This window comes from Paenibacillus mobilis (assembly GCF_058267595.1).
Map to the genome: position 1 here is coordinate 388,932 of NZ_JBZCMS010000001.1, position 26,094 is coordinate 415,025.

At 50.8% G+C, this 26,094-nt stretch carries 26 protein-coding genes; 22 read left to right on the forward strand and 4 right to left on the reverse strand.

The window, feature by feature from the left end; translation table 11 throughout:
- The first annotated feature begins 27 nt into the window (after positions 1–27).
- The 5 genes from AC3ZPD_RS01900 (at position 28) to AC3ZPD_RS01920 (ending at position 3,599) form a co-directional block, all read left to right on the forward strand.
- Positions 28–468, forward strand: a complete 441-nt coding sequence (locus AC3ZPD_RS01900) for a MarR family winged helix-turn-helix transcriptional regulator (RefSeq protein ID WP_490982820.1) — start codon at positions 28–30, stop codon at positions 466–468.
- Positions 469–708: 240 nt separating this feature from the next.
- Complete coding sequence (locus AC3ZPD_RS01905; RefSeq protein WP_490982566.1) at positions 709–936, forward strand: FeoA family protein; 228 nt, start codon at positions 709–711, stop codon at positions 934–936.
- Positions 933–2,984 carry a ferrous iron transport protein B gene (gene feoB, locus AC3ZPD_RS01910; RefSeq protein ID WP_490982567.1) on the forward strand — a complete coding sequence of 684 codons (2,052 nt, stop codon included), beginning with the start codon at positions 933–935 and terminating at the stop codon, positions 2,982–2,984. The genes AC3ZPD_RS01905 and feoB overlap by 4 nt, the downstream gene beginning before the upstream one ends.
- A gap of 45 nt (positions 2,985–3,029) precedes the next feature.
- Complete coding sequence (locus tag AC3ZPD_RS01915) at positions 3,030–3,182, forward strand: FeoB-associated Cys-rich membrane protein (RefSeq protein ID WP_490982568.1); 153 nt, start codon at positions 3,030–3,032, stop codon at positions 3,180–3,182.
- A gap of 129 nt (positions 3,183–3,311) precedes the next feature.
- A complete protein-coding gene (locus AC3ZPD_RS01920) occupies positions 3,312–3,599 on the forward strand; it encodes a hypothetical protein (RefSeq protein ID WP_490982569.1) in 288 nt (95 codons plus the stop codon).
- Between the two features lie 77 nt (positions 3,600–3,676).
- On the opposite strand, the gene AC3ZPD_RS01925 is transcribed toward AC3ZPD_RS01920, so the two are convergent.
- Entirely contained in the window at positions 3,677–4,273 is a 597-nt protein-coding gene (locus tag AC3ZPD_RS01925; protein WP_490982570.1) for a P-loop nucleotide/nucleoside kinase family protein, read from the reverse strand.
- A 170-nt stretch (positions 4,274–4,443) separates the two neighbouring features.
- On the opposite strand from AC3ZPD_RS01925, the gene AC3ZPD_RS01930 reads away from it, so the two are divergent.
- The 9 genes from AC3ZPD_RS01930 (at position 4,444) to AC3ZPD_RS01970 (ending at position 13,990) form a co-directional block, all read left to right on the forward strand.
- On the forward strand, positions 4,444–4,866 hold the full coding sequence (locus AC3ZPD_RS01930) for a cell wall hydrolase (protein WP_490982571.1): 423 nt from the start codon (positions 4,444–4,446) through the stop codon (positions 4,864–4,866).
- A 112-nt stretch (positions 4,867–4,978) separates the two neighbouring features.
- Positions 4,979–5,392 (forward strand): spore coat protein GerQ, encoded by a 414-nt coding sequence (gene gerQ, locus AC3ZPD_RS01935; RefSeq protein WP_490982821.1) that lies wholly within the window; start codon positions 4,979–4,981, stop codon positions 5,390–5,392.
- 278 nt (positions 5,393–5,670) lie between these two features.
- The gene (locus tag AC3ZPD_RS01940) at positions 5,671–6,990 is read left to right on the forward strand and encodes a hemolysin family protein (RefSeq protein ID WP_490982572.1); all 1,320 of its coding nucleotides are present in this window, start codon (positions 5,671–5,673) and stop codon (positions 6,988–6,990) included.
- Between the two features lie 129 nt (positions 6,991–7,119).
- The gene (locus AC3ZPD_RS01945; RefSeq protein ID WP_490982573.1) at positions 7,120–8,037 is read left to right on the forward strand and encodes a winged helix-turn-helix domain-containing protein; all 918 of its coding nucleotides are present in this window, start codon (positions 7,120–7,122) and stop codon (positions 8,035–8,037) included.
- Between the two features lie 287 nt (positions 8,038–8,324).
- Complete coding sequence (locus tag AC3ZPD_RS01950; RefSeq protein WP_490982574.1) at positions 8,325–10,070, forward strand: ABC transporter substrate-binding protein; 1,746 nt, start codon at positions 8,325–8,327, stop codon at positions 10,068–10,070.
- 66 nt (positions 10,071–10,136) lie between these two features.
- Positions 10,137–11,090: an ABC transporter permease gene (locus tag AC3ZPD_RS01955; protein ID WP_490982575.1), complete on the forward strand. Its 954-nt coding sequence runs from the start codon at positions 10,137–10,139 to the stop codon at positions 11,088–11,090.
- A 14-nt stretch (positions 11,091–11,104) separates the two neighbouring features.
- Positions 11,105–12,028, forward strand: coding sequence for an oligopeptide ABC transporter permease (gene opp4C, locus AC3ZPD_RS01960; RefSeq protein ID WP_490982576.1), 924 nt, complete (start codon positions 11,105–11,107; stop codon positions 12,026–12,028).
- 14 nt (positions 12,029–12,042) lie between these two features.
- A complete protein-coding gene (locus AC3ZPD_RS01965; protein ID WP_490982577.1) occupies positions 12,043–13,032 on the forward strand; it encodes an ABC transporter ATP-binding protein in 990 nt (329 codons plus the stop codon).
- Positions 13,025–13,990, forward strand: a complete 966-nt coding sequence (locus tag AC3ZPD_RS01970; RefSeq protein WP_490982578.1) for an ABC transporter ATP-binding protein — start codon at positions 13,025–13,027, stop codon at positions 13,988–13,990. Before AC3ZPD_RS01965 ends, AC3ZPD_RS01970 begins: the two co-directional genes overlap by 8 nt.
- Before the next feature lie 111 nt (positions 13,991–14,101).
- Here AC3ZPD_RS01970 and AC3ZPD_RS01975 read toward each other — a convergent pair whose 3' ends face one another.
- Positions 14,102–14,689: a TraR/DksA C4-type zinc finger protein gene (locus tag AC3ZPD_RS01975; protein ID WP_490982579.1), complete on the reverse strand. Its 588-nt coding sequence runs from the start codon at positions 14,687–14,689 to the stop codon at positions 14,102–14,104.
- 138 nt (positions 14,690–14,827) lie between these two features.
- Here AC3ZPD_RS01975 and AC3ZPD_RS01980 point away from each other — a divergent pair, with 138 nt between their 5' ends.
- On the forward strand, positions 14,828–16,099 hold the full coding sequence (locus AC3ZPD_RS01980; RefSeq protein ID WP_490982580.1) for an MFS transporter: 1,272 nt from the start codon (positions 14,828–14,830) through the stop codon (positions 16,097–16,099).
- A gap of 69 nt (positions 16,100–16,168) precedes the next feature.
- Here AC3ZPD_RS01980 and AC3ZPD_RS01985 read toward each other — a convergent pair whose 3' ends face one another.
- Together AC3ZPD_RS01985 and AC3ZPD_RS01990 are read right to left on the reverse strand one after the other, a co-directional pair.
- Positions 16,169–17,401 (reverse strand): aminopeptidase, encoded by a 1,233-nt coding sequence (locus AC3ZPD_RS01985; RefSeq protein WP_490982581.1) that lies wholly within the window; start codon positions 17,399–17,401, stop codon positions 16,169–16,171.
- Between the two features lie 72 nt (positions 17,402–17,473).
- The gene (locus tag AC3ZPD_RS01990) at positions 17,474–18,022 is read right to left on the reverse strand and encodes a PadR family transcriptional regulator (RefSeq protein WP_490982582.1); all 549 of its coding nucleotides are present in this window, start codon (positions 18,020–18,022) and stop codon (positions 17,474–17,476) included.
- Positions 18,023–18,177: 155 nt separating this feature from the next.
- Between AC3ZPD_RS01990 and AC3ZPD_RS01995 the strand changes: the two genes are divergently transcribed.
- The 7 genes from AC3ZPD_RS01995 (at position 18,178) to AC3ZPD_RS02025 (ending at position 26,086) form a co-directional block, all read left to right on the forward strand.
- Positions 18,178–20,940, forward strand: a complete 2,763-nt coding sequence (locus AC3ZPD_RS01995; RefSeq protein ID WP_490982583.1) for a CHASE3 domain-containing protein — start codon at positions 18,178–18,180, stop codon at positions 20,938–20,940.
- A gap of 5 nt (positions 20,941–20,945) precedes the next feature.
- Positions 20,946–21,215 carry a hypothetical protein gene (locus tag AC3ZPD_RS02000; RefSeq protein ID WP_490982584.1) on the forward strand — a complete coding sequence of 90 codons (270 nt, stop codon included), beginning with the start codon at positions 20,946–20,948 and terminating at the stop codon, positions 21,213–21,215.
- A 46-nt stretch (positions 21,216–21,261) separates the two neighbouring features.
- On the forward strand, positions 21,262–22,344 hold the full coding sequence (locus AC3ZPD_RS02005) for an AI-2E family transporter (protein WP_490982585.1): 1,083 nt from the start codon (positions 21,262–21,264) through the stop codon (positions 22,342–22,344).
- Positions 22,345–22,446: 102 nt separating this feature from the next.
- Entirely contained in the window at positions 22,447–22,914 is a 468-nt protein-coding gene (locus AC3ZPD_RS02010) for a hypothetical protein (RefSeq protein ID WP_490982586.1), read from the forward strand.
- Positions 22,915–23,045: 131 nt separating this feature from the next.
- A complete protein-coding gene (locus AC3ZPD_RS02015) occupies positions 23,046–23,687 on the forward strand; it encodes a TVP38/TMEM64 family protein (RefSeq protein ID WP_490982587.1) in 642 nt (213 codons plus the stop codon).
- A gap of 39 nt (positions 23,688–23,726) precedes the next feature.
- Positions 23,727–24,635, forward strand: coding sequence for an aldo/keto reductase (locus AC3ZPD_RS02020; protein ID WP_490982588.1), 909 nt, complete (start codon positions 23,727–23,729; stop codon positions 24,633–24,635).
- A 179-nt stretch (positions 24,636–24,814) separates the two neighbouring features.
- Positions 24,815–26,086 carry an alkaline phosphatase gene (locus AC3ZPD_RS02025; RefSeq protein ID WP_490982589.1) on the forward strand — a complete coding sequence of 424 codons (1,272 nt, stop codon included), beginning with the start codon at positions 24,815–24,817 and terminating at the stop codon, positions 26,084–26,086.
- The last annotated feature ends 8 nt before the right edge of the window (positions 26,087–26,094 follow it).

A 26,094-nucleotide genomic window follows, 5' to 3' on the forward strand; every position in this document is an offset into this window, starting at 1 on the left:
TCGGCATTCCAAAGGAAGGTGCCAATGGTGAAACAGCCATCCATGGGGAAGCTCATTTCCCTGATCAGCCGGGTTAACCAAAGAAAACTGGCCAACGAGTTAAAAACGTTCGGTATCGGAAGCGGCGGCGCCCATAGCTATTTAAAGGCCATTCTCCAGCGTCCCGGGCAGAGTCAGGAGCAGCTTACGAGCGATTTGAAATTCGATAAGGCAACGACTACCCGCACGGTCAGACAGCTTGAAGAAGCCGGATATATCGAACGCAGGACCGACGAGAAGGACCGGCGCTCTATCCGCCTGTATCCGACGCAGAAGGGGAGAGAGTTTGCCCCAGCGCTGCAAGCCATTCTGGATGAATCGAACAGCCGGCTGGCCCGGGATTTGACCGCGGAAGAGCAGCATCAGCTTGTACAGCTTCTTCAGAAGGTATATGGCAGCCTGCAGGATCAAACCGAAGGAAAAGCATAAGCCTCGGCGGACGTTTTGGAATTCCAGGTTGCTAATCCTAATATGAACCAAACCCTTCTTATAAATCCTTTAATGTGTTTAACCCCGTAGCCAAGCCTAAAAACAGCCTGCCCATCCGGGAGGCTGTTTTTTATTTTTCGATTCCTTATCAGGTGTGATCAATATTACAGCAAGGTTCCTAACGCTATTTTATAATTTACCCACAATTGAGAATGATTATCAATTACGGAAGGTGAAAATATGAGATTAACGGATGCCGGAATCGGCGTAGCAGTCCGGATTCTGGACCTGTCCTGCCGGAGCCGGCTGGTCAGCCGCCGGCTAAACGATTTGGGCGTAATGGAAGGAATCGTAGTTCATGTGGAGCAGAAGCTTCCCTTTGGCGGCCCCTTTACCCTGGAAGCGGATGGACAGCGGATCGCGATCCGCCGCTGCGAGGCCGAGGAAATCCTCGTGAACCCCGTATGATGGAGGTCGTATTAGCCGGGAATCCGAATACCGGAAAAAGCTCGCTGTTCAATATGCTGACAGGCTCTTACGAATACGTCGGAAACTGGTCGGGCGTCACGGTCGAGAAAAAGATCGGCAAATTAAAAGGGGAACGGGGAAAGTTGACCGATCTGCCGGGCCTTTATTCGCTGAACCCGATCTCCCGGGATGAGGCGGTGGCTTCCCGCTTTCTGATCGACGAACCCTTTGATTTTATTTTGAATGTAGTAGACGCCTCTCAGCTCGAAAGAAACCTGAATTTGACGATGCAGCTGCTGGAATGCGGAAAACCTATGGCAATTGGCCTGAACATGATCGACGTTGCCAAGCGGAAGGGCTGCCATGTTCAGGCGGACCGTTTATCCGCCCTGCTGGGCGTCCGGGTGGTGCCTTTGGTGGCTCGCACCGGGAAAGGCTGCGATCAGCTGCTGGGCATGCTGGCCGCCACCTCAAGAGAACTGGAACAGGCAAATTCAGTAGCCGATTCCGGAAATATCCTTTCTAAAACGGTGCCTTATCTTGTTCCGTACGGCGATGTTGTGGAAGAGGGGATTGCAGGTCTGATCCGGCTGATGCCGGCTGACATCCGGTCTCCCCGCTGGCTGGCGGTCCAATTTTTCGAAGGGAATCCGGTAGTGCGCGATTTGTTGGCGGCCCATGTGGACCCTGAACAGCTGGATTCGCTGCATCGGTGTGTAGAGCTGGAAGCCGCCAAACGGTATGGAGCCAAGACCATAGCTCTATATATCCGCAAGAAACGGGCCGAACATATCGCCATGCTGGCGAGTCGTTGCACGGTTCGGACCCGGGGAGAAGCCGGCTCTCTCTCGGAAAAAATAGACCGGATCGCCGCCCACAAATTTTGGGGCATTCCGCTTTTCCTGTTCTTCATGTATTTGACGTTTAAATTGACTTTTGAATGGGTGGGCAGCCCGCTGTCGGATCTGCTTGACGGCTTCATTAACGGTCCCCTCAGAAGCGGTGCCGGTTGGCTGCTGGACCGCATGGGGGCAGGGAGCCTGATCAAAGCGGTCATTTTTGACGGGATATTTGCCGGCGTCGGCGGGGTGCTTGTTTTTGTGCCGCAGATCTTTATGCTGTTTTTCATTATTTCCTTTATTGAAGATTCCGGATATATGGCGAGGATTGCCGCGGTGATGGACCGTCTGATGGAGACGGTTGGCCTAAACGGGAAAACCTTCATCCCGATGATCATCGGCTTCGGCTGCAACGTCCCGGGCATTATGGCAGCTAGAACGATTGAACAGCCGAAAGAACGGCTGCTCACGATTATTTTGACGCCGCTGATGTCCTGTTCGGCCCGTTTGACGGTCTACAGCTTGTTTGTAGGGATTTTTTTTCAGGCACATCAGGCGATCATTGTGCTTTCCCTGTATGTGCTCGGAATCGTGGTGGCCCTAGCCTTGGCCAAGCTGTTCTCGGGTACGATCCTGAAGGAGGAGGAATCCATGTTTGTCGTGGAGCTGCCGCCTTACCGGATTCCGCAGTGGAGAACCTTGTCCCGCAGCACCTGGGAGAAAGGCAAAGGTTTCGTCCGCAAAGCAGGAACGTTTATATTCGGCGGATCGGTGCTGATATGGATTCTCGGATACACGGGGCCGCATGGTTTTGACGTGCCGATGGATCAAAGCTTTTTGGCGAAAATCGGCGGAGGGATCGGATATCTGCTAACTCCGCTTGGTTTCGGGAGCTGGCAGACCGGGGCGGCGCTTATTACGGGTTTCCTGGCCAAGGAGATTGTGGTTTCCACCATGAATATTATTTATGCCGTTCCGGATACGGCCTCTCTGCAGGGGCTGCTTGCTGGCCATTTTACGGCGCTGCAGGCTTACGGGTTTATGGTTTTTATTCTCTTGTATGTTCCTTGCCTGGCGACAGTGGGGGTGATCCGGAAAGAAACGATGTCCACCCGCTGGACTTTATTTTCCGTCTCATATTCGCTTGTCATTGCTTATTTCGTTACCTTATTGATCGTCTTGACAGGCAGAGCTTTGGGTTACCACTGATAGGCAGGTTTTTTCAATGAATGATAACGAAAGGTAGGGGTTAAAATGGCTGCCAGCCTTGTGCTTGGACTGTTGATTTTCGGTTATGCCGCTTGGACTTTAGTTTCCTTTATCCGCAAAAGCAGGAAGGGAAAATGCGCGGCCTGCTCCATGAACAAAAGCTGCGGAGCATCAGCACCCTGCGGCAAAACGAAATAGGCGGGGGAAGTTAAAAGACGGCTTCACGGCGTTTTAATAGAAAAATGTATGATTCTCCTGATAGATTCGTCGATGCCTTACTAGATTCCTCGCATAAGATAAAGTGCAACAAGAAAAGGAGGAATGAAAATGGCTATTTTGTTACCAGAACAATTTTTTAACATCGGTCCTGGCATCGGCAAATCGTATTTTGAGGATTTGCTCGGCGGCACGAATGCAACCGTAACCGTGAACAATAACGGAATCTTCCCCATCGACCTGGTTCTGTACCCTGTCAACTCGCCGGTGCTCACGTACACGGTTCCTGCCGGTACCAGCTTGACCATTGGTGTCGGGCTGCTTCTCGTAGCGGCGCTTCTGACATCGCCGGCCGGCGGAACCTTCGGTACCATCCAGATTGCCACATCCGATTTCTAATGTAGATTGGCGGGTGGTTCCACAGCCTCGCTGTAAAAAGAACGGCCCCTGTCCTTTATGGATGGGGGCCGTTCTTTTTAAGCCGGCTTTTCTTCATAAATAAATCTTTCAACGGCGGTGGCGGCCAGCTGTAGATCGGAAGCGGAATTGTCCAGATAGAGCACATGGGTCCCCGGCAAAGGCCAGGCTAGGTTTCTGGCGCCAAGCGAACGGCGGAATTCCTCCCAGTGTTCCAGCTTCCACGCATCCAGCGGCGAATGCCGGTTTTCAATCCTTTGGCGATACAACGTTTCGTCAGCCAGACTGACCAGGACAACTTTGACTTCGACGTCTTCAAGCGTCCTTCCGATCCGGCTGAGTTCCCCTTCAATCCAGTCCTGCTGTGCTGTTTCCTTTGTAAACGGGCCAACGATAAAAACATCCGTGTCCAGCACGACGTTATCGAGCGCGGCGTCCATCGTAATCCGGTAACCCAAGTCGCGGCACAAGCTTTTGTATTCGGCGGAATCTCTGTCGGCAGGATCCAGTCCGTGCATGCTCATAATGGCGTTTGCCGCCGGTCTGAGCAGGACGTCCATATCAAAAAAAGCCGCTTTGCGGCGGGTGCACACCGCTTTAGCCACAGTGGTTTTTCCGGCGCCTGCCGGTCCCAGAAAAAATACTAGTTTGCTCATTTCCTTGTCCCCCATCAGCATGTCCAGCTCCTTGATTGTTTTCTTATCATATAAAAAATCGCTATGAACCGCCAGCAGGCGGCCGTAATTTTTTTCCAGAAGCAGGTAACGTGGATAGGCATACGCACATAGGATAGAGCGACAAGAATCAGTCAGAAGGAGGAAACGTCTTGGCGGTTGTAAAGACGAATTCGGAAGACGTCAAGCTGCTGGCCCGCCTGATGCGAGCGGAAGCGGAAGAGGACCTCGATCCGGGCATGTTGATGGTCGGAAATGTCGGAATTAACCGCATTTTAGGCAACTGCCTGGATTTCAGGGGCATCCGGACCATGAACCAGATGGTATTCCAATCGCCCGGCGGATATGAATCTACGCAGAAGAGTTACTTTTACCAAAGAGCTCGCGAAAGGGATATCCGTTTGGCTCAGCGCGCCATCAATGGCGAAAGAACTTGGCCGGCCACCAACGCTTTATGGTTTTTTCGTCCGGCGGGGGATTGTCCGGCAACGTGGTATAACCAGCAGAACGTCGGAAGATACAAAGCGCACTGCTTTTTCGCTCCGGCGGCAGGGGAGTGCCCAGCGGTATATTAGATTGCTCCAGGCAATTCACCGGCATGCATATTTATTCATTTAACCATTCGATTTAAGGAGGAAAAGTTCAATGTTTAACCCGAATTACCGCGTTTCCTATGGGAGCGCTCCGATGACTATGCCTACACACATGGGAGGCACGCAGGCTGGCATGCCTATGCAAGTGGGGGGCAGCAGCACGCCGCCGTCGCTCAGCGGCAACCAGATGACTCAAGGCGGCGCGGTGGTTGTAGCTCCTACGCCAACCTACGAGCAGTCTTATATTGAAAACATTTTCCGCTTGAACCTTGGCAAGATCGGTACATTCTACATGACGTATGAGAACAACAGCCAGTGGAATGCCAAAATTTTTCAAGGGGTGCTGGAAGCGGCGGGCCGCGACCATATCATTATCAGCGACCCTAAAACCGGCCAGCGGATCGTGCTTCTGATGGTGAATTTTGATTATGCCACCTTTGATCAGCCGCTTATTTACACTTATCCGGGCGTTATCGGCAATCCGCCTACCGCAACAAGACGGGGCTAAAAAGGCGCAAAATGACGAACCTTCTCCACATTTGGAGGAGGTTCTTCGGCTTTCAGCCGAATTTCTGTACTAATACGGGGTTTGACTGTGTAGTGTATAAATATATAATGAAATTAAGATTTATGAAAGGCTTGACACATATTTCTGAAAAGGGGGTGGAACCATTGGGAAGTTGACGCTCAAGCAAGCGATAGCCATTTGCGCTTATGATCCACACTTTAATCCGCGAAGGAGGTGCTCCTATTCACCGCCTGCATATGCGGGAATAGGATTGAGTATTGAGTGACCCTTTACCGAGTCTTTTGCATTTAGGACTTATTTTGTTATTGGTAATTTTAAACGGTTTCTTTGTATCGGCCGAATACGCCATCGTCAAAATGCGAGGAAGCCGGATCGATACGCTTGTTGAAGAAGGAAGAAAAAACGCGGCTGCCGCCAGAAACATCATTAACCATCTGGATGGCTACATGTCGGCCTGTCAGCTGGGCATTACGCTTGCCTCGCTTGGATTGGGCTGGGTAGGACAGCCGGTTGTGGCGTCTTTCCTGCAGCCTTTATTTGAAGCCTTTGGCTGGAAGCAGGGCTGGACCTACGCCATTTCGTTTATCCTTGCGTTCCTGTTTATCGGCATCCTGCACATCGTGCTCGGCGAACTCGCTCCGAAGACGATTGCGGTCCGCAAGGCCGAAGAGGTAACGTTGTTGTCGGCAAAGCCGATGCAGATTTTTTACAAAATCATGTACCCTTTGATCTGGGTGGTTAACAGTCTTGCCAATCTGCTGCTGGGTCTGCTTCAGATCAGACCGACCAGTGAGCAGGACTATCTGCATACCGAAGAAGAAATTCGGATTATGATGAAAGAAAGCAGCGAAAGCGGTTTGATCGACAGCGCGGAAATGAAGCTGGTTGACAACATTTTTGATTTTGCGGCTACCACGGCGCGGGAAATCATGATTCCCCGCACGGAAATGATCTGTTTATATATGAACAATTCACTGCAGGAAAATCTCGATATCGCGATGGACGGCATGCGGACTCGTTATCCGCTGTGCGATACGGACAAAGACCATATCATCGGCTTTATCCATATCAAGGATATGATCCGGTCGGATTGCAGCGACCTCCGGGATTTGCTTCGCCCGATCCTGGCCGTGCCCGAATCGATTTCCATCAGTGATCTAATGAAACGCATGCAGAAAAGCAAAACGCAAATCGCTATCCTGATCGACGAATACGGCGGAACGTCAGGTCTGGTTACGCTGGAAGACATCATGGAAGAGATCGTAGGCGAAATTCAGGATGAGTTTGACGAAGAACGTCCCGGAATCGAGCAAATTGCAGAAGACGTTTATTCCATTGACGGGTTGATGCTGATCGATTCGGTCAATGACCGGTTTCATCTGGAGATGGATTCTGAAGACTATGATACGATTGGCGGCTGGCTGTATGCGCGTATCGATGTTCTCCCGCCGAAAGTGGGGCAGACCGCCGAGTTTGGCGGATATGTCTTTACGGTCGAGGAGACGGACAACAAGAGAATTTCGCGCGTCAGACTGCTGAAACAGCAGTATATCCCGCTGGAAGAGGCGGGCGCTTAATGAAATAGAAGAAACGGCAGAAGAAAAGCATGGCAGCAATGCCGTGCTTTTTGCTTGCTTTTTACCTATATGTAGAGATTTTTATAAAAGACTTAGTATAATAAAAGGAACTGAGAGGAGAGTGCAGCGGTGAAAGATGCTCTGAATGTAGACCTGCAGTTTATGCCGAAATTCGAATTTATCAGCAGCTTACATAGTTATATTTGCCGAAAGTCGCATCGAAAAATCGATCTCACTCCCCACTGGGCCGAAGAGGTCAAGCAGCGGATTACCCCGGACTTTGCAGCCGTGCTGGATGAAATGGAGATCAATGCGGATTGGAAACTTGCATACCTGTTAATCGTCATGTCCGGCCATACCCGTACCGCCGAAGACGTCATCGGCTGGCTGGAAAGCCTGACGCCCGGCAACTTGTATGAATGGTTCGCCCCTTACGGCGGGCAGTTTCCGGAGAACATGGCAGGTTTTCAATCACAAATGATCAAGGTGTTCACCGAGTGGAACCGTCAATATTTTGAAACGTGTAGTCCCGCCGTCCATGAGGCTTTGGAGGTTCATTTGGCTGAACGGGCGGCGGCAAAGGAAACGATGACGGAAGAGGCTTTTATTGACGAAACGACGGAAGGCTTTATGTTCGAATCTGCCGGTGGGGCGGACACGCTGCTTCTGGTCCCCCAGTACCATTTCCAACCGGTAAACCTGGTTTATCAGTTCGGATCGGTTATTTTTTGCCATTACGCCTCCCGGATTGACCTGAGCGATGAAGATTTTATGTCCTCGCATGACTATCGTGTTATCCGAAGTCTGGCGGAGAGAAGCCGGTTGAAGATTCTGCGTTATCTCCAGAAAGGGCCCAGGCCTTTTATCGAGATCGTCCGTGAATTGAAGTTGTCCAAAGGCATTACCCATGATCACATTTCCAAGCTGCGCAGCGCGGGGTTGATTTATGCCCATTTCCAGGGAGACAACCTGACCGGCTACAGCACAAGAATGAAAGGTCTGGAGCGGATGCAGGAGAAGCTGGTGGAGTATATTACGCAAGACTAATCATGGCCTGAAGACCATTTCAATACAGCGAAAACGAACTTCCGTCCTTCCTAAAGAAGGGCGGATTTTTTTATGGGGACCTGCAGGGATGGGGATTTCTTCCTGATGTTTCCGTGAAAGAAGAATAAGTGAAAAGTTCTCTCTTTACAGAACCGTCATACTTACTTATAATAGGGTTCACAAGCCTAAAGCACACTGAAATTATCGGAATTATACTTATATGTTACATAAAATATCTTCTTTGTGCCATAGGCCTAGACAAATTCAAATAGAGGGGTAAGAGTGAAATGAGAAAAAGTACCATTTTGTTAGCTTCCTTAATGCTCGCGGGATCGATTTTGCTGTCGGCTTGCTCGAGCAATAATAATGCATCGAATGCTTCGAATGCGAGTTCCAATACAGCTTCAACCAACGCGGGAAGCAACTCGTCTTCGAATGCCGGAAGCGCGCAAAGCGACGCTCCGTTGGCTATTCAAGCGAGCGACATGTCCAAATTGCCTAAGCTTGCCCAAGAACGGACGGATACGATTATCGTTGGTTTGACCGATCCGAGCGGTTCGTTTACGCCATACTTCCAGCAAAGCGGTTATGACGGCAACGTTTCCTCCTTGCTCTACACGCCGCTTGTTACCCAAGATGACAAGGGCTTGCCTAAAGCCGGTTTGGCCGAGAAATGGGAAGTTTCGGACGATCAGCTTACTTACACCTATCACTTACGCAAGGATTTGAAGTTCAGTGACGGAACTCCGCTGACCGCCGATGACGTAGCGTTTACGTGGACGATTCTTAACGATCCATCCTATGACGGGGATTCTTTGATTCCTTCGGTAGGCATTAAAGGCGCAGCCGATTATAAAGCCGGTAAAGCGACTACGATTTCTGGAATCAAAGTTATCGATCCGCAAACGATCTCCGTAACCCTGGAGAAGCCAAACGCAACCGCACTGCAGCTGCTGGGCTCCGATGTTCTGTCCAAAGCTTATTACGGCAAGGATTACAAATTCGGCAATCTGGATTATATGAAGGATTTGTCCACGAAACCGGTCGGCACCGGCCCTTACAAACTGGATAAATTTATTCCGGGGCAAGAAGTGCGGATGGTAGGGAACGAAAATTACTTCGAAGGCAAACCGAAAACCGAGCACTTCATTTATAAAACCTCCGACGGCGACACCTGGCAGTACCTTGAAACCGGTGAAGTCGATTACGCTTCCTTTAGCGCGACCCAAGAAAATATCGACAAGCTGAAAAGCATGGGTTTCGTCAACCTTGCGACTTATACGCCTAGCAACTACGGTTACCTGCAGGTCAACCTGGAACATACCCAAATGAGCGACAAAAAAGTTCGCCAGGCCATCGCTTACGGCCTTGACCGTCAAAGTATTTACGTAGATGCCAACCAGGGGGCCGGCTCCGTGGCCAACATCCCGGCCGCCGCGATTTCCTGGTCCTATACGGAAGACGGTATCAACCCTTACAAATACGATCCAGACAAAGCTAACCAGCTGCTGGATGAAGCCGGATGGACCCTGGGTCCCGACGGCATCCGCGAGAAAGACGGCAAAAAGCTGACTGTGCATTTCCTGGGCTTCAAGAACGATCAAAACGATGTTTTCATTTCGGTCGCAACCGAAAACTTTAAAGCGATTGGCGTCGATTTCCAACCAGAGGTTTTCGCCGATTTTAATGCAATGGTTGCGAAAGTGGAAGGCGGAGATTACGATTTGGCGGCATTCTCCACTTCGCTGCTGAACGATCCTTCCGACGGTGTTACCCAGTTCGTGGATGGCGAGTTGAAAGGCTACAACAACCCACAGGTGAAGGAGCTTTACGACAAGGCTTTGGCGACTAGCGATATTGAAGAACGCAAAAAAATCTATGCGGAACTTTATAAATTGCTGAACGACGAGCTGCCTGTCATTTTCACGAACTACAAGAAATCGGTGTATGCCTATAACGGGCGCATCCAGAACTTTACGATGAATCCGATCCTTGGACTTTCGCCGAACGTCAACAATTGGACTCTGAAGTAATCAATAAGCGGACATCCCCTGTGCCTTTTGACGGTATGGGGGATGCCTTATCATAAGGAGCCGATCATGAGCAGTTATATCACTAAACGTCTTTTATACATGATATTGATTTTGCTGGCCGCTTCGCTGCTGATCTTTTGCCTGTACGCTTTTACGCCTGGTGATTTCATCAGCGGCAACATGAAGCTGAGTCCGGAACGCAAAGCGGAGCTTAGAGAAATATACGGACTGAACAAACCGGTTCTGGAACGGTACGTCATTTGGATGAAAAACGCCTTTCACGGCGATTTCGGTTATTCCCTGGCGCAGCAGAGACCGGTTCTTACTTTGTTTAACGAATACATCTGGAATTCGTTCCTTTTGGCCGTCGTGTCCACCTTTTTCACCTGGTTTATAGCGGTTGTTATCGGGGTAGTGGCAGCCTATAAGCTTTACTCCTGGTTTGACTCGCTGATCATGATTTTGATATTCGCCTTTATGTCTTTGCCGTCGTTTTTTATGGGGCTGCTGCTGATCAAGATGCTGGCGGTTGACCTGAAATGGCTGCCTCCGGGAGGCATGATGACGACGGGCAGCAATGCCACGGGCATGGCTTATGTCCTGGAAGTCATTCATCATATGACGCTTCCGGTCATCGTCATGACGATCCTGGGTTTGGGTTCCTTGACCCGTTATTTCAGAAGCAACATGATCGACGTGATCCAGCAGGATTACATCCGTACGGCACGCGCGAAAGGGCTGAAAGAGCGGAAGGTATTGTTCGTCCATGCCCTGCGGAATGCGCTGCTTCCGGCGATTACGCTGATCGGTTTCGAGCTTCCGGGACTGTTCGGGGGATCTTTAATCATTGAAAAAATATTCAACTGGCCCGGTATCGGCCAATTGTACATGTCGTCTTTCTCCACCCGCGATTATCCGCTGCTGATGGGCTTTACGATGCTGATCGCGATTTTGACGGTCATCGGCACCCTTTTGTCGGATTTGCTGTACAAAATAGCCGATCCGCGCGTGAAATTATAAGGAGGTAGTCATTCATGTCATCGGTTAGCGGCAACTTGGCCGCCGGGAGTGCCCGGACGACTCCGGTCAAAACTTCGCTTTGGAGACAGTCCTTTAAACAGCTGCGCAAAAACAAGCTGGCTGTCATCGGGCTGGCTATCGTCATTATTATGTTTCTGGCCTGCTTTATAGGTCCTTTATTTTCGCCTTATACCGACAATCAGATTAATATGCGGATCATGGGAAAAGGCCCCAATGCCCAGCATTGGTTAGGCACGGATAAGCTGGGGCGGGACGTGCTGCTGCGCCTGCTGATGGCCGGCCGGATTTCGCTTACCGTCGGTTTTGCAGCCATGGTGCTGTCCGTGTTTATCGGAGCCCTGCTAGGGATTCTTGCAGGTTATTATCGCGGCGTAGTGGATCAAGTGATCATGCGGATTGCGGATCTTCTGCTTACGATTCCGAGTTTGCCTTTGCTGCTCATTGCCGGTTCCATGCTTTCCAACTGGAAAGTGCCGACAGATTACCGGATGTACGTCGTAATGCTGATGTTAAGCGTCGTCGGCTGGCCGGGCTTGGCCCGCTTAATCCGCGGGGAGATGCTGAGCCTGCGCGAGCGGGAATACATGCAGGCGACGGTGGTGCTCGGTCTGCGAGACCGCCGCAAGCTGTTCAAGCACCTGTTGCCGAATCTGGCTCCGCTAATTATTGTCATCGCCACCTTAAACATCGGCAGCTCGATTTTGCTGGAATCGGTGCTCAGCTTTTTTGGTGTCGGGGTTACGCCGCCCACGCCTACTTGGGGAAACATGATTCAGAGCAGCAACAATCTGATCGATTTCCAAATGAGACCTTGGCTTTGGATTCCGCCGGGCTTGTGCATTTTTGCTACGGTTATCGCCATTAATATATTCGGCGACGGTTTGCGGGATGTTCTTGATCCCAAACACAAAAGGTAGGTGGCAAGTACGAAATGAGTAAAACTCTGCTGGATATAGAGCATTTAAGCACGCATTTTTATACAGATGAAGGAACGGTCAAAGCGGTCGACGATATCAGCTTTCAGGTGCGCAAAGGCGAAATCGTGTGCATTGTGGGCGAATCCGGTAGCGGCAAAAGCATAACGGCCATGTCTATCATGGGTCTGATCAAGGAGCCGGCCGGCCGGATTGTGAACGGTGAAATCAAGCTGGATGACCAAAATCTGCTGACCTTGACGAAAAATGAAAAACGGGTGATCCGCGGAAGAGAAGTCGCTATGATTTTTCAGGAACCGATGTCTTCCCTGAATCCCGTGCTGCCGATCGGCCAGCAAATTATGGAGCCTCTGCGTGAGCATCTGAAATTGGGGAAAAAGGAAGCCCGCCAGCGCGCCATCGAGCTGATCAGCGAAGTGGGGATTTCCCGCCCCGATCAGATTGTGGATGCCTATCCGCATGAACTGAGCGGGGGGATGCTGCAGCGGGTAATGATCGCCATCGCCATTTCGTGCAACCCGAAACTGCTGATCGCGGACGAGCCGACAACGGCGCTCGACGTGACGATTCAGGCGCAAATTCTGGAAATGATGCGCAAGCTGCGCGAAGATTCGGACATGTCGATTCTGCTGATCACGCACGATTTGGGTGTTGTCGCCGAAATGGCCGATTACGTCGTAGTCATGTATGCAGGCAAAGTGGTCGAGCAGGGCGAAGTCGTTGAACTGTTCAAAAATCCGAAACATCCCTACACGCAGGGACTGCTCAAGTCGAAACCGGTTCTGAACCAGCGTCAGGATGAGCTGTATTCGATTCCGGGGCAGGTTCCGAACCCGCTTGAGCTGAGTGAATCGTGTTATTTCCATGACCGCTGCGAGCATTGCATGGAGATCTGCCGGGTTCGCGAGCCGAAGCTTAAGGATGTCGGAAACGAACAGAAAGTGGCCTGCTGGCTGTATGAAGAGGAGGCGGTCACCCATGCCTGAATCTTTGCTGGAAATTAAAAATTTGAAGAAATATTTTCCGATCAAAGCGGGTTTGTTGAACAAAACGGTCGCCAACGTCAAAGCGGTCGATGATATCAGCATTTCGATTGGACGCGGCGAGACGTTTGGCCTGGTGGGCGAGTCCGGAAGCGGTAAAAGCACCGTGGGCAAAAGCGTCGTTCGCTTAACGGAAAAGACAAGCGGCGAGATTTTGTTCAAAGGGCAGGACATTTACAAGCTGTCCGGCGAGGAGCTGCGGAAAATCCGTCCGCAGATGCAGCTGATTTTCCAGGATCCGTACAGCTCGCTGAATCCACGGGTGCGGGTGGGCGACGCCATTGGGGAAGCGCTGCTTGACCATGGGCTGGCGCCAAGAGATGAAATTAGGGACCGGGTGAAGGAAGTGCTGTCCTTGTGCGGCCTTTCCTCTTATCATATCGACCGGTTTCCCCACGAGTTCTCCGGCGGTCAGCGTCAGCGGATCGGGATTGCCCGCGCGCTTATTTTGAACCCGGATCTTATCATCGCCGATGAGCCGGTTTCAGCCCTGGACGTTTCCATTCAGGCCCAAATTATCAACCTGTTCAAGAAACTTCAGGACACCCGTGCGCTGACCTATCTGTTTATTTCGCATGACCTCAGCGTAGTTGAGCATCTTTGCACGCGGATCGGGGTTATGTACCTGGGAACGATGATGGAGACGGGTTCGCGGGATGATCTGTTCAAAAATCCGCTTCATCCCTACACGAAAGCTTTGCTTTCCGCCGTACCGGTTCCGATTCCGAAGCTGAAGAGAGAGCGGATCGTATTAAAAGGCGATATTCCGAGCCCGGTGAATCCGCCCTCCGGCTGCAAATTCCATACCCGCTGCCCGTTTGCGGTGGAACGCTGCAAATCCGAGGTGCCGGAGTTCCGCAATGTCGGCAGCGATCATTTTGTCGCCTGTCATTTGGTATAAGCTAAGCGCCCCCGACGTTAAGCCGTCTGACGCTGCTGCCTATAGAATGAGAAGTAAAAACGCCAAAAGCGCTCCCTAATGTTTAGGGGGCGCTTTTGGTTTGAATCTTGCTTAATCCTCATCCGGCGTTGTGTCCGAGGCCATATCCTCGTAGCTGTCCACGTTCCGTTTGGCGGACATTGCCGGAGAATCGGAATTGCCGTAGCTTTCCACCGTTCTCCAGGCGCTTGCATCGTCAAAACGGCCGGCATCCTGCTGGCGGTGTTCGCCGGCGCCCTTCGGCGGCAGGGTCATGACTTCTTCCTCAACGGGCCGTGTATCCGGCACCTGCTGTTCCGGCGAATTCTCCACCGTATAAGTCGTGTAAGGGATCGCTTCCAGCCGCTCATAAGGAATTTCCTCGCCGGTCACTTCGTCGATTCCGTATTCGCCTGTTTCCATGCGCTGAAGGGCGGCTTCGATTTGTTCAAGCTGGTGTTCCAGATTTTCGTCGATGGCCAGATCGCGGCTCCGCTCGAAGGTCTCCGTGCCTTCATCGGCAGGATGGTTGTCAGCTGTGCTTAGATCTCCCGTCGATAATCTAAGGGATTCGTCAAGTCCGGGGCCGCCATCCTCCTTAAAATGATTTTCCAAATCTTCTTTCATTTCAAGCAATGTATGCTTCAGCTTATCCAGCTGGGATTGGGTTAAATGGCTCATGTAGGTTTCCTCCTCCGAATAGGGTCATTGGTTTCTTACCCGGAAAAAGGGGATCGTGACGCAAGTCAAGATTTCATATACAATGGGTAGAGCGTCTATGGGTGCGTTTTCAATCATGAAGGAAGAGGGAGTTTTCTGATGAAAAGGTTAATCTGGATCAGTGGCTTATCCTATTTGCTGATCGGTTTGGCTCATGTCATTATCGGATCTATTATGCCGGTTCTGCTGGAGCATTACGGTAAACATTATAGTGCCGGGGGGACCTTGATTTTCGCCCAGTTTGCCGGATTTCTTGTGGGGGTGCTGGTATCGCCCTGGTTGATTTCAAGGCTGGGCAAAAGGCGAGGGCTTCTTGTCGCATTATCCGTATTGGGCATTGCCGAGCTCGTTTATATGCTGCTTCCGGCCTGGCCGATTATGTATGTGATTGGGGCATTTGCCGGATTTGGCTTCGGGATGATCGAAGCGATCATCGGTACGCTGGTCATCGCGGCCGCGAAGGAGAAGGCGGCAATGGCGATGAGCCGCATTGAAGTGGCCTTTGGCGTTGGGGCTTTGCTCATGCCGCTCATTTCCGGCTGGCTGATCCATTCAGGAGCCTGGCGTTATGGCTTTCTGGTCATTTCCGCGTTTGCGATCCTCATGCTGCTGGTATGGTCCAAAAGCAGATTTGGCGAACTGGATACCGTCATTAATGAACGGCCTGCAGGGAAACCCAAAGCTGCGGAGGCTGATTATGCTTCGGCCGAAATCGGCTCCGGGGCTCCGGATGATCCGCCGGGACAGAAGGAAAGGAAGGGCTGGAGCCGCCATTACAGCGGTGTACGCGGCGTTCTGATGGGCGTATTCGTTCTGTTTTTCTTTATCTATGTGGGCATCGAAATGGGATTTGTCAACTTCCTGCCGTCGATGATGATTGAGAAAAGCGGGGTCAAGGAAGCTACGGCGGCGTACGGCGTAACGGTATTTTGGGTGGCGATGTCCATCGGGAGAATTTATGCCGGCGTGCTCGCTTCAAAAATCGGTTTCGCCAAATACCTCATTTCCGGCATTTTTTTGTCTCTGCTTTTTTTAGGTTTGTTTAGCTTGTTCGATCATGTCGGACTGCTGCTTCTGGCAGTCTTGTTCATCGGTTTGTTTTTATCCGGGGTGTTCTCGATTGCCTTGGTTCATGCCACGAGCCTGCTTCCGGGCAGCGAAGAAACAACCCCAAGCCTGCTGATTGCTGCGGGAGGAGTAGGGGGAGCCGTTCTGCCTCTTCTGCTGGGCCGCAGCATGGACCATTACGGCGCCGGTTCGTCGGGCTGGCTGCTGGTCGGCGTTTTGGCCTTACTGGGGATGCTGAGCTTGATCATAGCCGGCACCGAACGGGCCCGCCGGCTCAAAAAAAGCGCCGCGGCCAGCATCTAAAACAAAAACAAGCGGATCGCTCCGGGAGGAGCCGATCCGCTTGTTTATTATTGCAGCGCGCCGCGGCTGTTAAATCGCCCAGCTGCCTTTTTTGAAAATTTGAATCTCCGTGCCGTCTTCCGTGAGGCCGAAAATATCCATTTCGCCGGAACCGACCATGAAATCCACGTGCGTAATACTGGTGTTCAAACCGCTTTGTTCAAGCTGCTCCTGCGTCAATTCCTTGCCGCCTTTCAGGTTAAACGCATAAGCGCTGCCGATAGCCAGGTGGTTGGAAGCATTTTCGTCAAACAAAGTGTTGTAAAACAAAATGTTCGATTCGGAAATCGGGGAGTTGTGCGGTACAAGCGCCACTTCACCCAGATAATGAGCGCCTTCGTCCATGGAAACGAGCTGTTTGAGCACTTCTTCGCCTTGTTTGGCGGTTACGTCGACAATACGTCCGTTCTCGAAAGTTACGGTAAATTCGTCGATAATATTGCCGCTGTAGCTTAGCGGTTTCGTGCTGGACACTTTGCCGTTGACGCCGGTTTTAAGCGGTGCGGTGAACACCTCTTCCGTTGGCAGGTTGGCCAGGAACGAGTTCCCGTTTTGGTTGATGCTGTCCGCCGCCACCCACAGATGGCCTTCGGGAAGTTCGATCGTCAGGTCGGTTCCCGGAGCTATGTAGTGCAACTTTTTGAATTTCTTATCGTTTAAATATTCGGATTTCTCGTTCAGCGTCCGAATATGCTCATCCCAGGCTTCAAACGTGTCTTCACGGTCGATGCGCGTAGTGTGGAAAATAGCCTCCCACAGCTTGTCGATCTGTTCGGATTCCGGCACGTCAGGGAATACTTTCGCAGCCCAGGCTTTGGACGGCACCGCCACGATCGACCAGCTGAACTTGTCGGCTTGCTGATACTGACGGTATTTGCTCATGGCTTTGCCTGTTACTTTCTGCAGATTAGTAATCCGTTCATGCTTAACGCCTTTCAGAAGATCCGGGTCGGATGAGATCACATGCAGAACAGCGGCGCCGTTTTCCACGAGCTCCAGCATTTCGCCTGCATACCATTTCGGCTCGTCGAGGAACGATTCATCTGCCGCCATATCGTATCGGAGACGGGTAATCGTATCGTCATTCCAGTTTACTTTTACAAAACGCGCGCCTTTCTCATAGGCTTTCTTGACAATTAGGCGGACAAGCTCCGCGGAATCAATCGTAGCGTTAACGACCAGCGTTTGGCCGGGCTGAACATTGACGCCCACTCTAACGGCCAGTTCGGCGTATTTCTCTAGTTTTTGCAAAAAATCTGACATGTCCAATTTCCTCCATTCGGCAAATAACTACTTTCCTATTGTACAGGAAATGTATTTAGAATCCAAAAATAATTAATTCGCTCCGGGCAGTCCAAGCAGGGCTAAAACCCAATTGCACCAAGCGATTTCTTCTTCTTCCATCCGAAGCTTGCGGTTGTGGACGATATAACGTCCGAATTGCAGTTCTCCGAATTCCGGAACTTTTCCACCGGACTCTTGGATAACGGTTTCGATCTTGAGTCTGCGGTTCTCGGAGCTTTTCCGGTAAAAGGCAATACGTTCATGAAACAGGCGTTCCGCCGTGGGGAGGTCGGAAAGGGATAGGGCATAAGCTTTGATCAAAAACTCGTCCCGGGCCACGGGCATGGCCGGCGATTTTGAAGTCCAGGTTTTTAGAATCTCTCGTCCCTTGTCGGTGATATAATAGATTTTTTTGTTGGGTTTTCCGGTTTGCTCCACGTTTTCGGATGTCAGCAAAGCTTGATCTTCAAGTTTGGCGAGCAGCGGGTAGATTTGGCTGTGTTTCGCCTGCCAGAATACTTCCATCATCTTTGCGAGCTCATAGCCTGAGCAGGGCTTTCTGACCAGCATGGCGAGCAGCGCATAACTGAGACTATTCATGAAAGAATAACTCCCTTTCTTTTGATAAAAACAATGCCTGGCTGTGCAAAAAATGATAGTATAAAGCAAGACATATCTTAAAATTACCACACAAATCTCTTTTTATGTGAAATAAATGCGCTAATTCGATAAAAATTCATGGAGGTAGGCCGGATTTGAAACTCAAAGTATGGAATATTCGCGGTAAAATCCTGTTTGGCTACATTTTGATCGTGTTGTGCTTGGGCATCCTGCTGATTACGGTTTCCTCTAGGCTGAACGATCTACAGAAAGAAACCGACTATATCAGCGACCACGATTTGGCGGTCCAGAACCAAACGAATACGATCGAAAAGCTGGTTCTCGATATGGAAACCGCCCAGAGGGGATTTATCATAACCGGCATGGAGTCTTATTTGGAGCCATATAACAATGCCTTCGGTTCCTGGAAAATGGCCTCTGAAACCTTGAAGCAGCTTGTGCAAAACGATCCTGTGCAAAGCGATAATCTCGATAAGATTGATAAAGAAATCTCCAACTGGATCGAGGTTGCCGGAAGCCCATCGATAGACTACAAACGCGAGAATAACGAAGCGGCTATCAGAAGCTTTTTCGCAAACGATCCCGGCAAACCGATTATCGATCAGATCCGCCAGGATTTCGAGCAGTTCCGGAGTTATGAGAAAAACGGAACCAGCCAGCGCGTCGCGGCGCTTGAGGAAGGCAACAAAAGTCTGGTCAGCTTTATCCTGCTGCTGTGGCTGTTAATTACCGGGGTTGCTTTGATTGCGGCCATTTCCATCTCCAGAAACATCGTAAATGCCATTAAGCAGGTGACAGGGGCGATACGGGAAATCGGAAGGGGAGGAAACCTGTCAAAAAGAATTGCGGTCAAATCCAAAGATGAATTTTTGGAGCTGGCCCAGGTTACCAATGACCTGCTCGCGAGCATGGAGGAGGAGAACTGGCGCAAGGAGCAGCTTAAGAACACAGCCCTTACTTTGCAAAACAGGCCAACCGTCGAAGAATTGGGCAAAGTGCTGCTAGAGAAACTGGTGGAGACTTTGGACCTCTCGGTTGCTGCTTTTTACGTTGCTTCTAAAAATACCGGGCGTTATATGCTTGCAGCTTCTTTTAATACAGTTTTATCTGAAAGTGCTCTTCAGTTTGAGGTTGGGGAAGGACTTGTCGGCCAATGTGCGCAGAGCAGAAAGACCGTCCATATACATAACGTTCCGTCCGACGTTCTATCGATCGAATCCGGCTTTGGCAGAATCGTCCCTTGTCAGCTCACTGCAATGCCTGTCCTGTTTGAAGACGAAGTGGTTTCGGTCCTCGAATACGGCATGATGGAAGAGCTTCCGCCGGGCAAACAGCGGTTCCTGGAAGAGCTGCTGGCCACCGTCGGCTCCTCTGTTCATTCCATTACAACGCGGATGGAGCTTGACCATCTTTACCGGGAATCCCAGGCGGTGAACGAAGAACTTCAGGTCCAGACGGAGGAGCTGCAAACCCAGGCCGAGGAACTGCAAACACAGACAGAAGAGCTCACCATGCAGGCGGAAGAGCTGCATAATCTCAATGAACGTCTCGAATCTCAGAAGAGCCTGGCGGAGTATTCGGCGCAGGAGCTGGAGAAGTTCGCCAAAGAACTGGAGGTCAGCTCCAATTTTAAGTCGGAATTCCTGGCGAACATGTCTCATGAATTGCGGACCCCGCTGAACAGCATGCTGATCTTGTCGCAGCTGCTGTCCGAGAATCAAACCGGCAATTTGACGGAGGATGAAAAAAACTATGCTTCGGTCATTCATTCCTCGGGGCGCGATCTTCTGCACCTGATCAACGATATCCTGGATTTGTCGAAGGTGGAGGCCGGTCAGATGGATCTGGAGATCATGGACGTGTCCCTTAAGGACATGCTGGAAACCCTGGAGGTACAGTTTGAAAACATCGCCAAGCAAAAAAATCTCGAGTTCATGATCTATTGGGATGAACAAGTCCCTGCAAGCATCCGGACCGATTCCTTGCGGGTTCAACAAATTTTGAAAAACCTGCTGTCCAACGCCTTCAAATTTACGGATCAGGGGCAGGTAGCAATTTCGATCCAGCGGAAAGACGGGCTTATGGTTCCTGAAATCGCCGCTCCGGTGGATGTGCTGGCCTTTACCGTACGCGATACGGGCATCGGCATCCCGCCTGAGAAACAAGAGATGATCTTCGAGGCATTCCGTCAGGCGGAAGGAAGCACATCCCGCCGTTATGGGGGGACAGGGCTTGGTTTATCCATTTCGTTGCAGCTTTCCAGATTGCTCGGCGGTCATATCACCCTGGAAAGCGAGCCGGGATTCGGCAGCTCGTTTACCTTATATTTGCCGATATCGGAAACCGCAGCTAATGATCTGTTGAGATATGACAACGTCATGCTTCCGCAGGGATACGATCCGTTAGGGCAAACGCAGGCTGCGGCCGCTGCGGAAAGGATCGGCCTTTCAGAGCCGGATATTCAGGATAGCGGCATCCTGACGACTGCCTTCGAGAACAAAACCGTGCTTATCGTGGATGACGATATCCGGAATGTTTATGCCTTAACAAGCGTCCTTGAAAAGTTGAAAATGAAAGTGGTTATTGCGCAAAACGGTTATGAGAGCCTCGATGCCGTTTCCCAGCAGCCGGTCGATCTGGTGCTCATGGATATTATGATGCCGGAGATGGACGGTTATCAGGCGATCCGCGAAATGCGCACGACGTTAGGCTACACCAGCCTGCCCATTATCGCCTTAACGGCCAAAGCGATGAAGGAGGATCGGGAGAAATGCCTGGCGGCAGGAGCCTCCGATTATGTCAGCAAGCCGCTGGACATTCAACATGTTTTAAGTATTATGCAGCTATGGCTGGAGAAAAATAAGGAAGAACCGACTAAAGATATGAGGGAGTTTTGAAACAAATGAACATAATGATTAAAAACGCGGAAATGAGCAAGGATTCGGAAGGGGCCTTCCTGGGTAAAACGGTATTTGAAGTTGAAGGACACAGCCAGCCCTACGAGATAACCTTTTACAGCAAAAAGGGCAAGGAGTGGGATTACAGCCTTCATTTTCATGCGGAGCCGGGAGAAGAAGAGAAGCTTCTTGCGGTAGATGCGTTTATAGAAGAAAGCGACGAGGCTTTCGACAACCTGCTTGACGCTGCTTTGGATTCTAATCCGGAGCTGTAGCCTGCCGCGTTGCCCGGGCCTTGTTCGGAGGACTAGGGGGATAAGCATGCCGCAGAACACTTTTTTCAAGAGCTCGCTTGGCATCATCATGGTGCTTACGATCATCTATCTGCTCCACAAGATCAGTTTTGTTTTTAATCCGGTCGTCACGCTGGTTTCCATTCTGATCGTGCCGGTCAGCGTATCCGTATTCTTATATTATTTGCTCCGTCCGATCGTGCATTTGCTGGACAAACGCAAGGTGAACCGGGTGGTCTCCGTGCTTGTCATTTATTTGGCGATCGGGCTCCTGCTGACGATCTTTTTCCTTGTTGTTTGGCCTCCGCTGCGCAATCAGATCCAGCAGTTCATCAACAACGTGCCGAACCTGATCAGCGGGCTGACGGTACAGTTGAACGAGATCCAGAAAAGCAAATATTTTTCGATGTTTGACAGCGACAATGAACAATTCACCAGTAAAATAACGGAGTATACCAACGAGCTGCTGCAAACCATCAGCGGTTATTTGTCGCATTTTATTTCGTTCCTGAGCGGATTTTTTATCGTCGTGGGCACGGTGCCGATTGTCCTGTATTACATGCTGAAGGAAGATGGGAAAATGTCGGCAGCCGTCGTACGCATGATTCCTTCGAAATACCGCAAGGATGCCAATTATGTAACGGAAGAGATTGATAACGCGTTAAGCGGGTTTATTGCGGGACGGATTATCAGCTCCTTTTTGCTCGGCGTACTGAGCTTTATCGGCTACGTGATCATCGGGCTGCCTTATCCGCTGCTGCTGGCGATCATCTGCGCGATTTTTAATTTCATTCCTTATTTCGGTCCCTTGCTTGGCGCCATTCCGTGCGTCATCGTCGCTTTTACCGAATCCCCGAGCATGGTGCTCTGGGTCGTTGTAGTCGTATTTGTAGCCCAGCAGATTGAAGGCAATTTGATCGCCCCTTACGTATATGGGAAAACCATTAATATTCATCCGTTAACAACGGTGGTGCTGATCCTCATTGCCGGCGAAATCGCCGGCATTCTGGGCATGCTGCTCGCTATACCGCTGTATATGATCGTGAAGGTGACGGTCGTGCGGATCTACCGGATTTTTCTGGCTGAGAAAGTTGAAGAATTTGTCGATTGAATGGTGGATTTGTCAGAAGTGACAGATGTCATATCGGGACCTTCTTTTGATAAGGGATGATGGAGGCAAGCAAGTTTCTCTAAACTCCCGGGAGGCGATATCATGTCAATGACTGCCAAAGGCGGCAAGTTTGTATACGCTTGGAGCCTGATCGGCTTAGACGGCTCCCTGCATTTGCCGGAGCAGGCGCTGGAGGAATACGGTATTCTTCCGGGCCCTGTCATTCTTATGTCCGGCAGAAACACATCCAGCGGATTCAATGTCATGTGCAAGGAACTTATCCCCAACTCACCGCTGGCTGCGGTATTTGCCAGCCTTCCTGAGCTGCAGAACTTTTCCATTAAAGAGGGGAGCATTACCAAGTTTAAGGAACGTTTATTTTGTTGGGTAGCGCTTAAGGAAGACAACAGTCTGACCATTCCGCTTCCGACGTTGAAGTTATGGGGACTCGAGCCAGGGGACAAGCTGCTCTGTCTGCGGGGAAGCCATTTATCCTTCTCCTGCCTGGCTAAAGGTCCTTATGTGGAAAGGGCAGAAACATCCTACGGAATAAAGGTATACCGGATTTGAACCAAAGCCGATCGTTTCAGGATCGGCTTTTTATTTTTCGCCGAATGGGTAAGTAATATCAAAAATGACGTTTTTGGGTTATGATGAATCAGTACCAAAATTCATTGTTTAGGTTGTGGAGCGGGATATTTATGGAGAATTACCCCGAGGAATTTATTGACTGGTTAATTCAAACCATGCAGCTGGATGGTTACTCTATTCTGCTGGTTACGATTCCTCTAGCCCTCATTCAGTCCTTTGTCGGCCTCTATCCGTTTGCTGCCCTGATTATGCTCAACATTTCGGCCATTGGTCTTGCAGAAGGTCTGCTTGTCAGCTGGGTAATGGGTACGTTAGGCACGATACTGGTCTATGTAGTTTGCGAGAAACTTTTATCGGACTGGATACAGCGCAAGTGGCTAAAAAAAATGAAACGGTATGAAAAATGGCAGAAGTACACGGAGCGCTACGGGATTTGGACGATCATCCTGCTGCGCACGCTGCCTATCATGCCGAATAACTTAATCTGTTTAATGGCGTCCATTTCTTCGTTAAGCTTCAGAAAATACTGCTGGTCCTCGGTATGGGGCATGTTGTCCTATATCGGCCTTATCGGGGTTCTGGGAGCGGCGGTGCTTATGCCTGAGGTAAACATAGGTTTGGCAACGGGCTTGTATGCGGCGTTTTGCCTGCTGATGCTGCTTATCTTCATTAGCCAGGAAGTTTGGCTGGTCAAGCAGAACGGCAGGAAAACGCCGGATAAGGAGCCTCCTCCCACCAATCACACGTTGTAATGCTCATCCTTATTTTGAAGCGGAAGGCAGGTAGGATTTATGAGGAAAAATCAGCTCGGAAACTCGGATTTATTCGTCTCCGAAATCGGGTTTGGCTGCATGTCCATCGGGACGGAGGAGCAGCCGGGCGTAAGACTGATCCATGAAGCGATAGATCGCGGCATCAATTTGCTGGATACGGCGGACTTATATGACAGCGGCCGAAACGAAGAAATTGTCGGCAAGGCCGTCAAAGGCCGCCGACAGGAGGTTATTCTGGCGACCAAGGTCGGCAACCGCCGCGTTCCCGGCCAGGATGGCTGGGTATGGGATGCTTCCAAAGCTTACATTTTATCCGCAGTGAAGGAAAGCCTTCGCAGGCTGCAAACCGATTATATCGATTTGTACCAGCTTCATGGCGGAACGCTCGAAGACCCGATTGAGGAAACGATCGAGGCCTTCGAACAGCTCAAGAAAGAAGGCGTGATCCGCGAGTACGGCATCTCGTCGATTCGGCCGAACGTTATCCGGGAATATGCGTCGCGTTCCTCTATCGTCAGCGTTATGAATCAATACAGCCTATTGGACCGGCGGGCCGAAGAAGAAGTCCTGCCTCTGCTGCAGGAGCGGGGCATCAGCGTGATTGCCCGCGGGCCGGTGGCCAGCGGCATCTTGGCTGAAAGCGGACAGGCTAAGGCCGCCAAAGGTTATTTGGACTACAGCGAGCCTGAATTGCTGGAGATCAGACGCCGGCTTGCCGAGCTGGCGGCAGGGAAAGGCACGTTAAGCCAGCTCGCCATTCGTTACAGTCTGGCTGCGCCGGCCGTGGCTTCGGCAATCGCCGGAGCAAGCTCGCTGGCCCAACTGGATGAAAATCTCGGCGCGGCGGCCATCGAGCCGCTTGATGCCGAAATTTTGAAAGAGCTCCGGGAGATCAGCCGGGCTAATCCATACACGCAGCATCGTTGATTATGGAACCGGAAGATCGCCTTTGAGAACAAAAAGAGATCAAAAGGATAAACCGAATCCATCTCGGATTCGGTTTATTTTTGTCGGTTTAACACTATTTTACATAGAGGATATATTCTATTAATCTACTAAAGGTATTCTACTTTTTGGATAATAAAACCAATTAGGAGGGTACTACAATGAAATTGAGCCAAAAAAAACGCCTCACAAAAACTGCGGCCGTAACGGCAGCAGCCGTACTGGCCATTACCGGTTTTGTTGTTCCTAAAGCATCGGACAACGTCCTGGCGGATACCCCACAAACCAAAAACGTAATTCTATTTGTAGGGGACGGCATGGGCACAGCCCAGCGCAATGCCATCCGGTTGGCTACGGTAGGCCTTACAGGCAAGCTGGCCATGGACGACATGCCTTACGCGGGTTTGATTCACACTTCCTCGACGGTTCCGGTTACGGATTCCGCAGCTTCGGCAACCGCTTATGCGAGCGGTGTTAAAACCTACAACGGGGCAGTCGGCGTGGATGAAAACAAGAAACCCGTCAAAACGATTATGGAATACGCGAAAGATTCCGGACTTTCCACCGGCGTCGTGACGACCAGCCAGGTAACGGATGCAACGGGCGCCGCATTTGGTTCCCATGTGGAAGACCGCGGCAAGCAAAGCGATATCGCGCTGCAATATTTGAATGACAGCAAGCTGGACGTGATCTTGGGCGGCGGAGAAGACTTCTGGTATCCGGCAGGCAGCGCAGGCGTTTTCCCGGATGAACCTGCGGAAGATCCGTCCGAGAAGAGCAAAGGAACGCAGGGCAACCTCGTGGATAAAGCCAAAGAGCTGGGCTACACGTATGTCAGCAGCAAAGCCGAGCTTGACCAGGCTACGGGCAGCAAGCTGCTTGGCTTGTTTGCGAACGAAGAAATGTTCCAGCAAAGAGAAGAAGGCCAAGGCGATCTTTACAATCCGGTGGTGCCTTTGGCTGACATGACTCAAAAGGCCATCAGCACCCTGTCCAAAAACGATAAAGGCTTTTTCCTGATGGTGGAAGAGGAGGCTACGGATGAAATGGCCCACTCGAACAATGCCAAGCTGACAATCAAAGCGGGTCAGGAGCTGGACAAAGCCGTTCAGGTCGCTAAAGATTTTGCCAAACAAAATCCGGATACGCTTGTGCTTGTATTGGCCGACCATGAAACCGGCGGCTTCTCGATCGAACCGGTGGAAGATACGGAAGACGAATCCGGCGACGGCATTTCCAAAGAAGACGGGCCGTTCAGCATTGCAGGCTCCGACCAGCAATTTATGGTGGACTGGACAACGTCCGGCCACACGGCGGTTGACATTCCTGTAACGGCTATGGGCAAAAACTCCGTTTTGTTCTCCGGCATGTTTGAAAATACCGAACTCGATGACAAGCTTATGCTGGCCATGGGGCTTAAGAAAAGCGAATAAATTTTAAA

Excerpts from the sequence above, each read along its gene's own strand:
- AC3ZPD_RS01905 (WP_490982566.1), top strand. The coding sequence starts at position 709 with ATGAGATTAACGGATGCCGGAATCGGCGTAGCAGTCCGGATTCTGGAC.
- feoB (WP_490982567.1), top strand. The coding sequence starts at position 933 with ATGATGGAGGTCGTATTAGCCGGGAATCCGAATACCGGAAAAAGCTCG.
- AC3ZPD_RS01915 (WP_490982568.1), top strand. The coding sequence starts at position 3,030 with ATGGCTGCCAGCCTTGTGCTTGGACTGTTGATTTTCGGTTATGCCGCT.
- AC3ZPD_RS01920 (WP_490982569.1), top strand. The coding sequence starts at position 3,312 with ATGGCTATTTTGTTACCAGAACAATTTTTTAACATCGGTCCTGGCATC.
- AC3ZPD_RS01925 (WP_490982570.1), bottom strand. The coding sequence starts at position 4,273 with ATGAGCAAACTAGTATTTTTTCTGGGACCGGCAGGCGCCGGAAAAACC.
- gerQ (WP_490982821.1), top strand. The coding sequence starts at position 4,979 with ATGACTATGCCTACACACATGGGAGGCACGCAGGCTGGCATGCCTATG.
- AC3ZPD_RS01950 (WP_490982574.1), top strand. The coding sequence starts at position 8,325 with ATGAGAAAAAGTACCATTTTGTTAGCTTCCTTAATGCTCGCGGGATCG.
- AC3ZPD_RS01955 (WP_490982575.1), top strand. The coding sequence starts at position 10,137 with ATGAGCAGTTATATCACTAAACGTCTTTTATACATGATATTGATTTTG.
- opp4C (WP_490982576.1), top strand. The coding sequence starts at position 11,105 with ATGTCATCGGTTAGCGGCAACTTGGCCGCCGGGAGTGCCCGGACGACT.
- AC3ZPD_RS01965 (WP_490982577.1), top strand. The coding sequence starts at position 12,043 with ATGAGTAAAACTCTGCTGGATATAGAGCATTTAAGCACGCATTTTTAT.
- AC3ZPD_RS01970 (WP_490982578.1), top strand. The coding sequence starts at position 13,025 with ATGCCTGAATCTTTGCTGGAAATTAAAAATTTGAAGAAATATTTTCCG.
- AC3ZPD_RS01975 (WP_490982579.1), bottom strand. The coding sequence starts at position 14,689 with ATGAGCCATTTAACCCAATCCCAGCTGGATAAGCTGAAGCATACATTG.
- AC3ZPD_RS01980 (WP_490982580.1), top strand. The coding sequence starts at position 14,828 with ATGAAAAGGTTAATCTGGATCAGTGGCTTATCCTATTTGCTGATCGGT.
- AC3ZPD_RS01985 (WP_490982581.1), bottom strand. The coding sequence starts at position 17,401 with ATGTCAGATTTTTTGCAAAAACTAGAGAAATACGCCGAACTGGCCGTT.
- AC3ZPD_RS01990 (WP_490982582.1), bottom strand. The coding sequence starts at position 18,022 with ATGAATAGTCTCAGTTATGCGCTGCTCGCCATGCTGGTCAGAAAGCCC.
- AC3ZPD_RS02000 (WP_490982584.1), top strand. The coding sequence starts at position 20,946 with ATGAACATAATGATTAAAAACGCGGAAATGAGCAAGGATTCGGAAGGG.
- AC3ZPD_RS02005 (WP_490982585.1), top strand. The coding sequence starts at position 21,262 with ATGCCGCAGAACACTTTTTTCAAGAGCTCGCTTGGCATCATCATGGTG.
- AC3ZPD_RS02010 (WP_490982586.1), top strand. The coding sequence starts at position 22,447 with ATGTCAATGACTGCCAAAGGCGGCAAGTTTGTATACGCTTGGAGCCTG.
- AC3ZPD_RS02015 (WP_490982587.1), top strand. The coding sequence starts at position 23,046 with ATGGAGAATTACCCCGAGGAATTTATTGACTGGTTAATTCAAACCATG.
- AC3ZPD_RS02020 (WP_490982588.1), top strand. The coding sequence starts at position 23,727 with ATGAGGAAAAATCAGCTCGGAAACTCGGATTTATTCGTCTCCGAAATC.
- AC3ZPD_RS02025 (WP_490982589.1), top strand. The coding sequence starts at position 24,815 with ATGAAATTGAGCCAAAAAAAACGCCTCACAAAAACTGCGGCCGTAACG.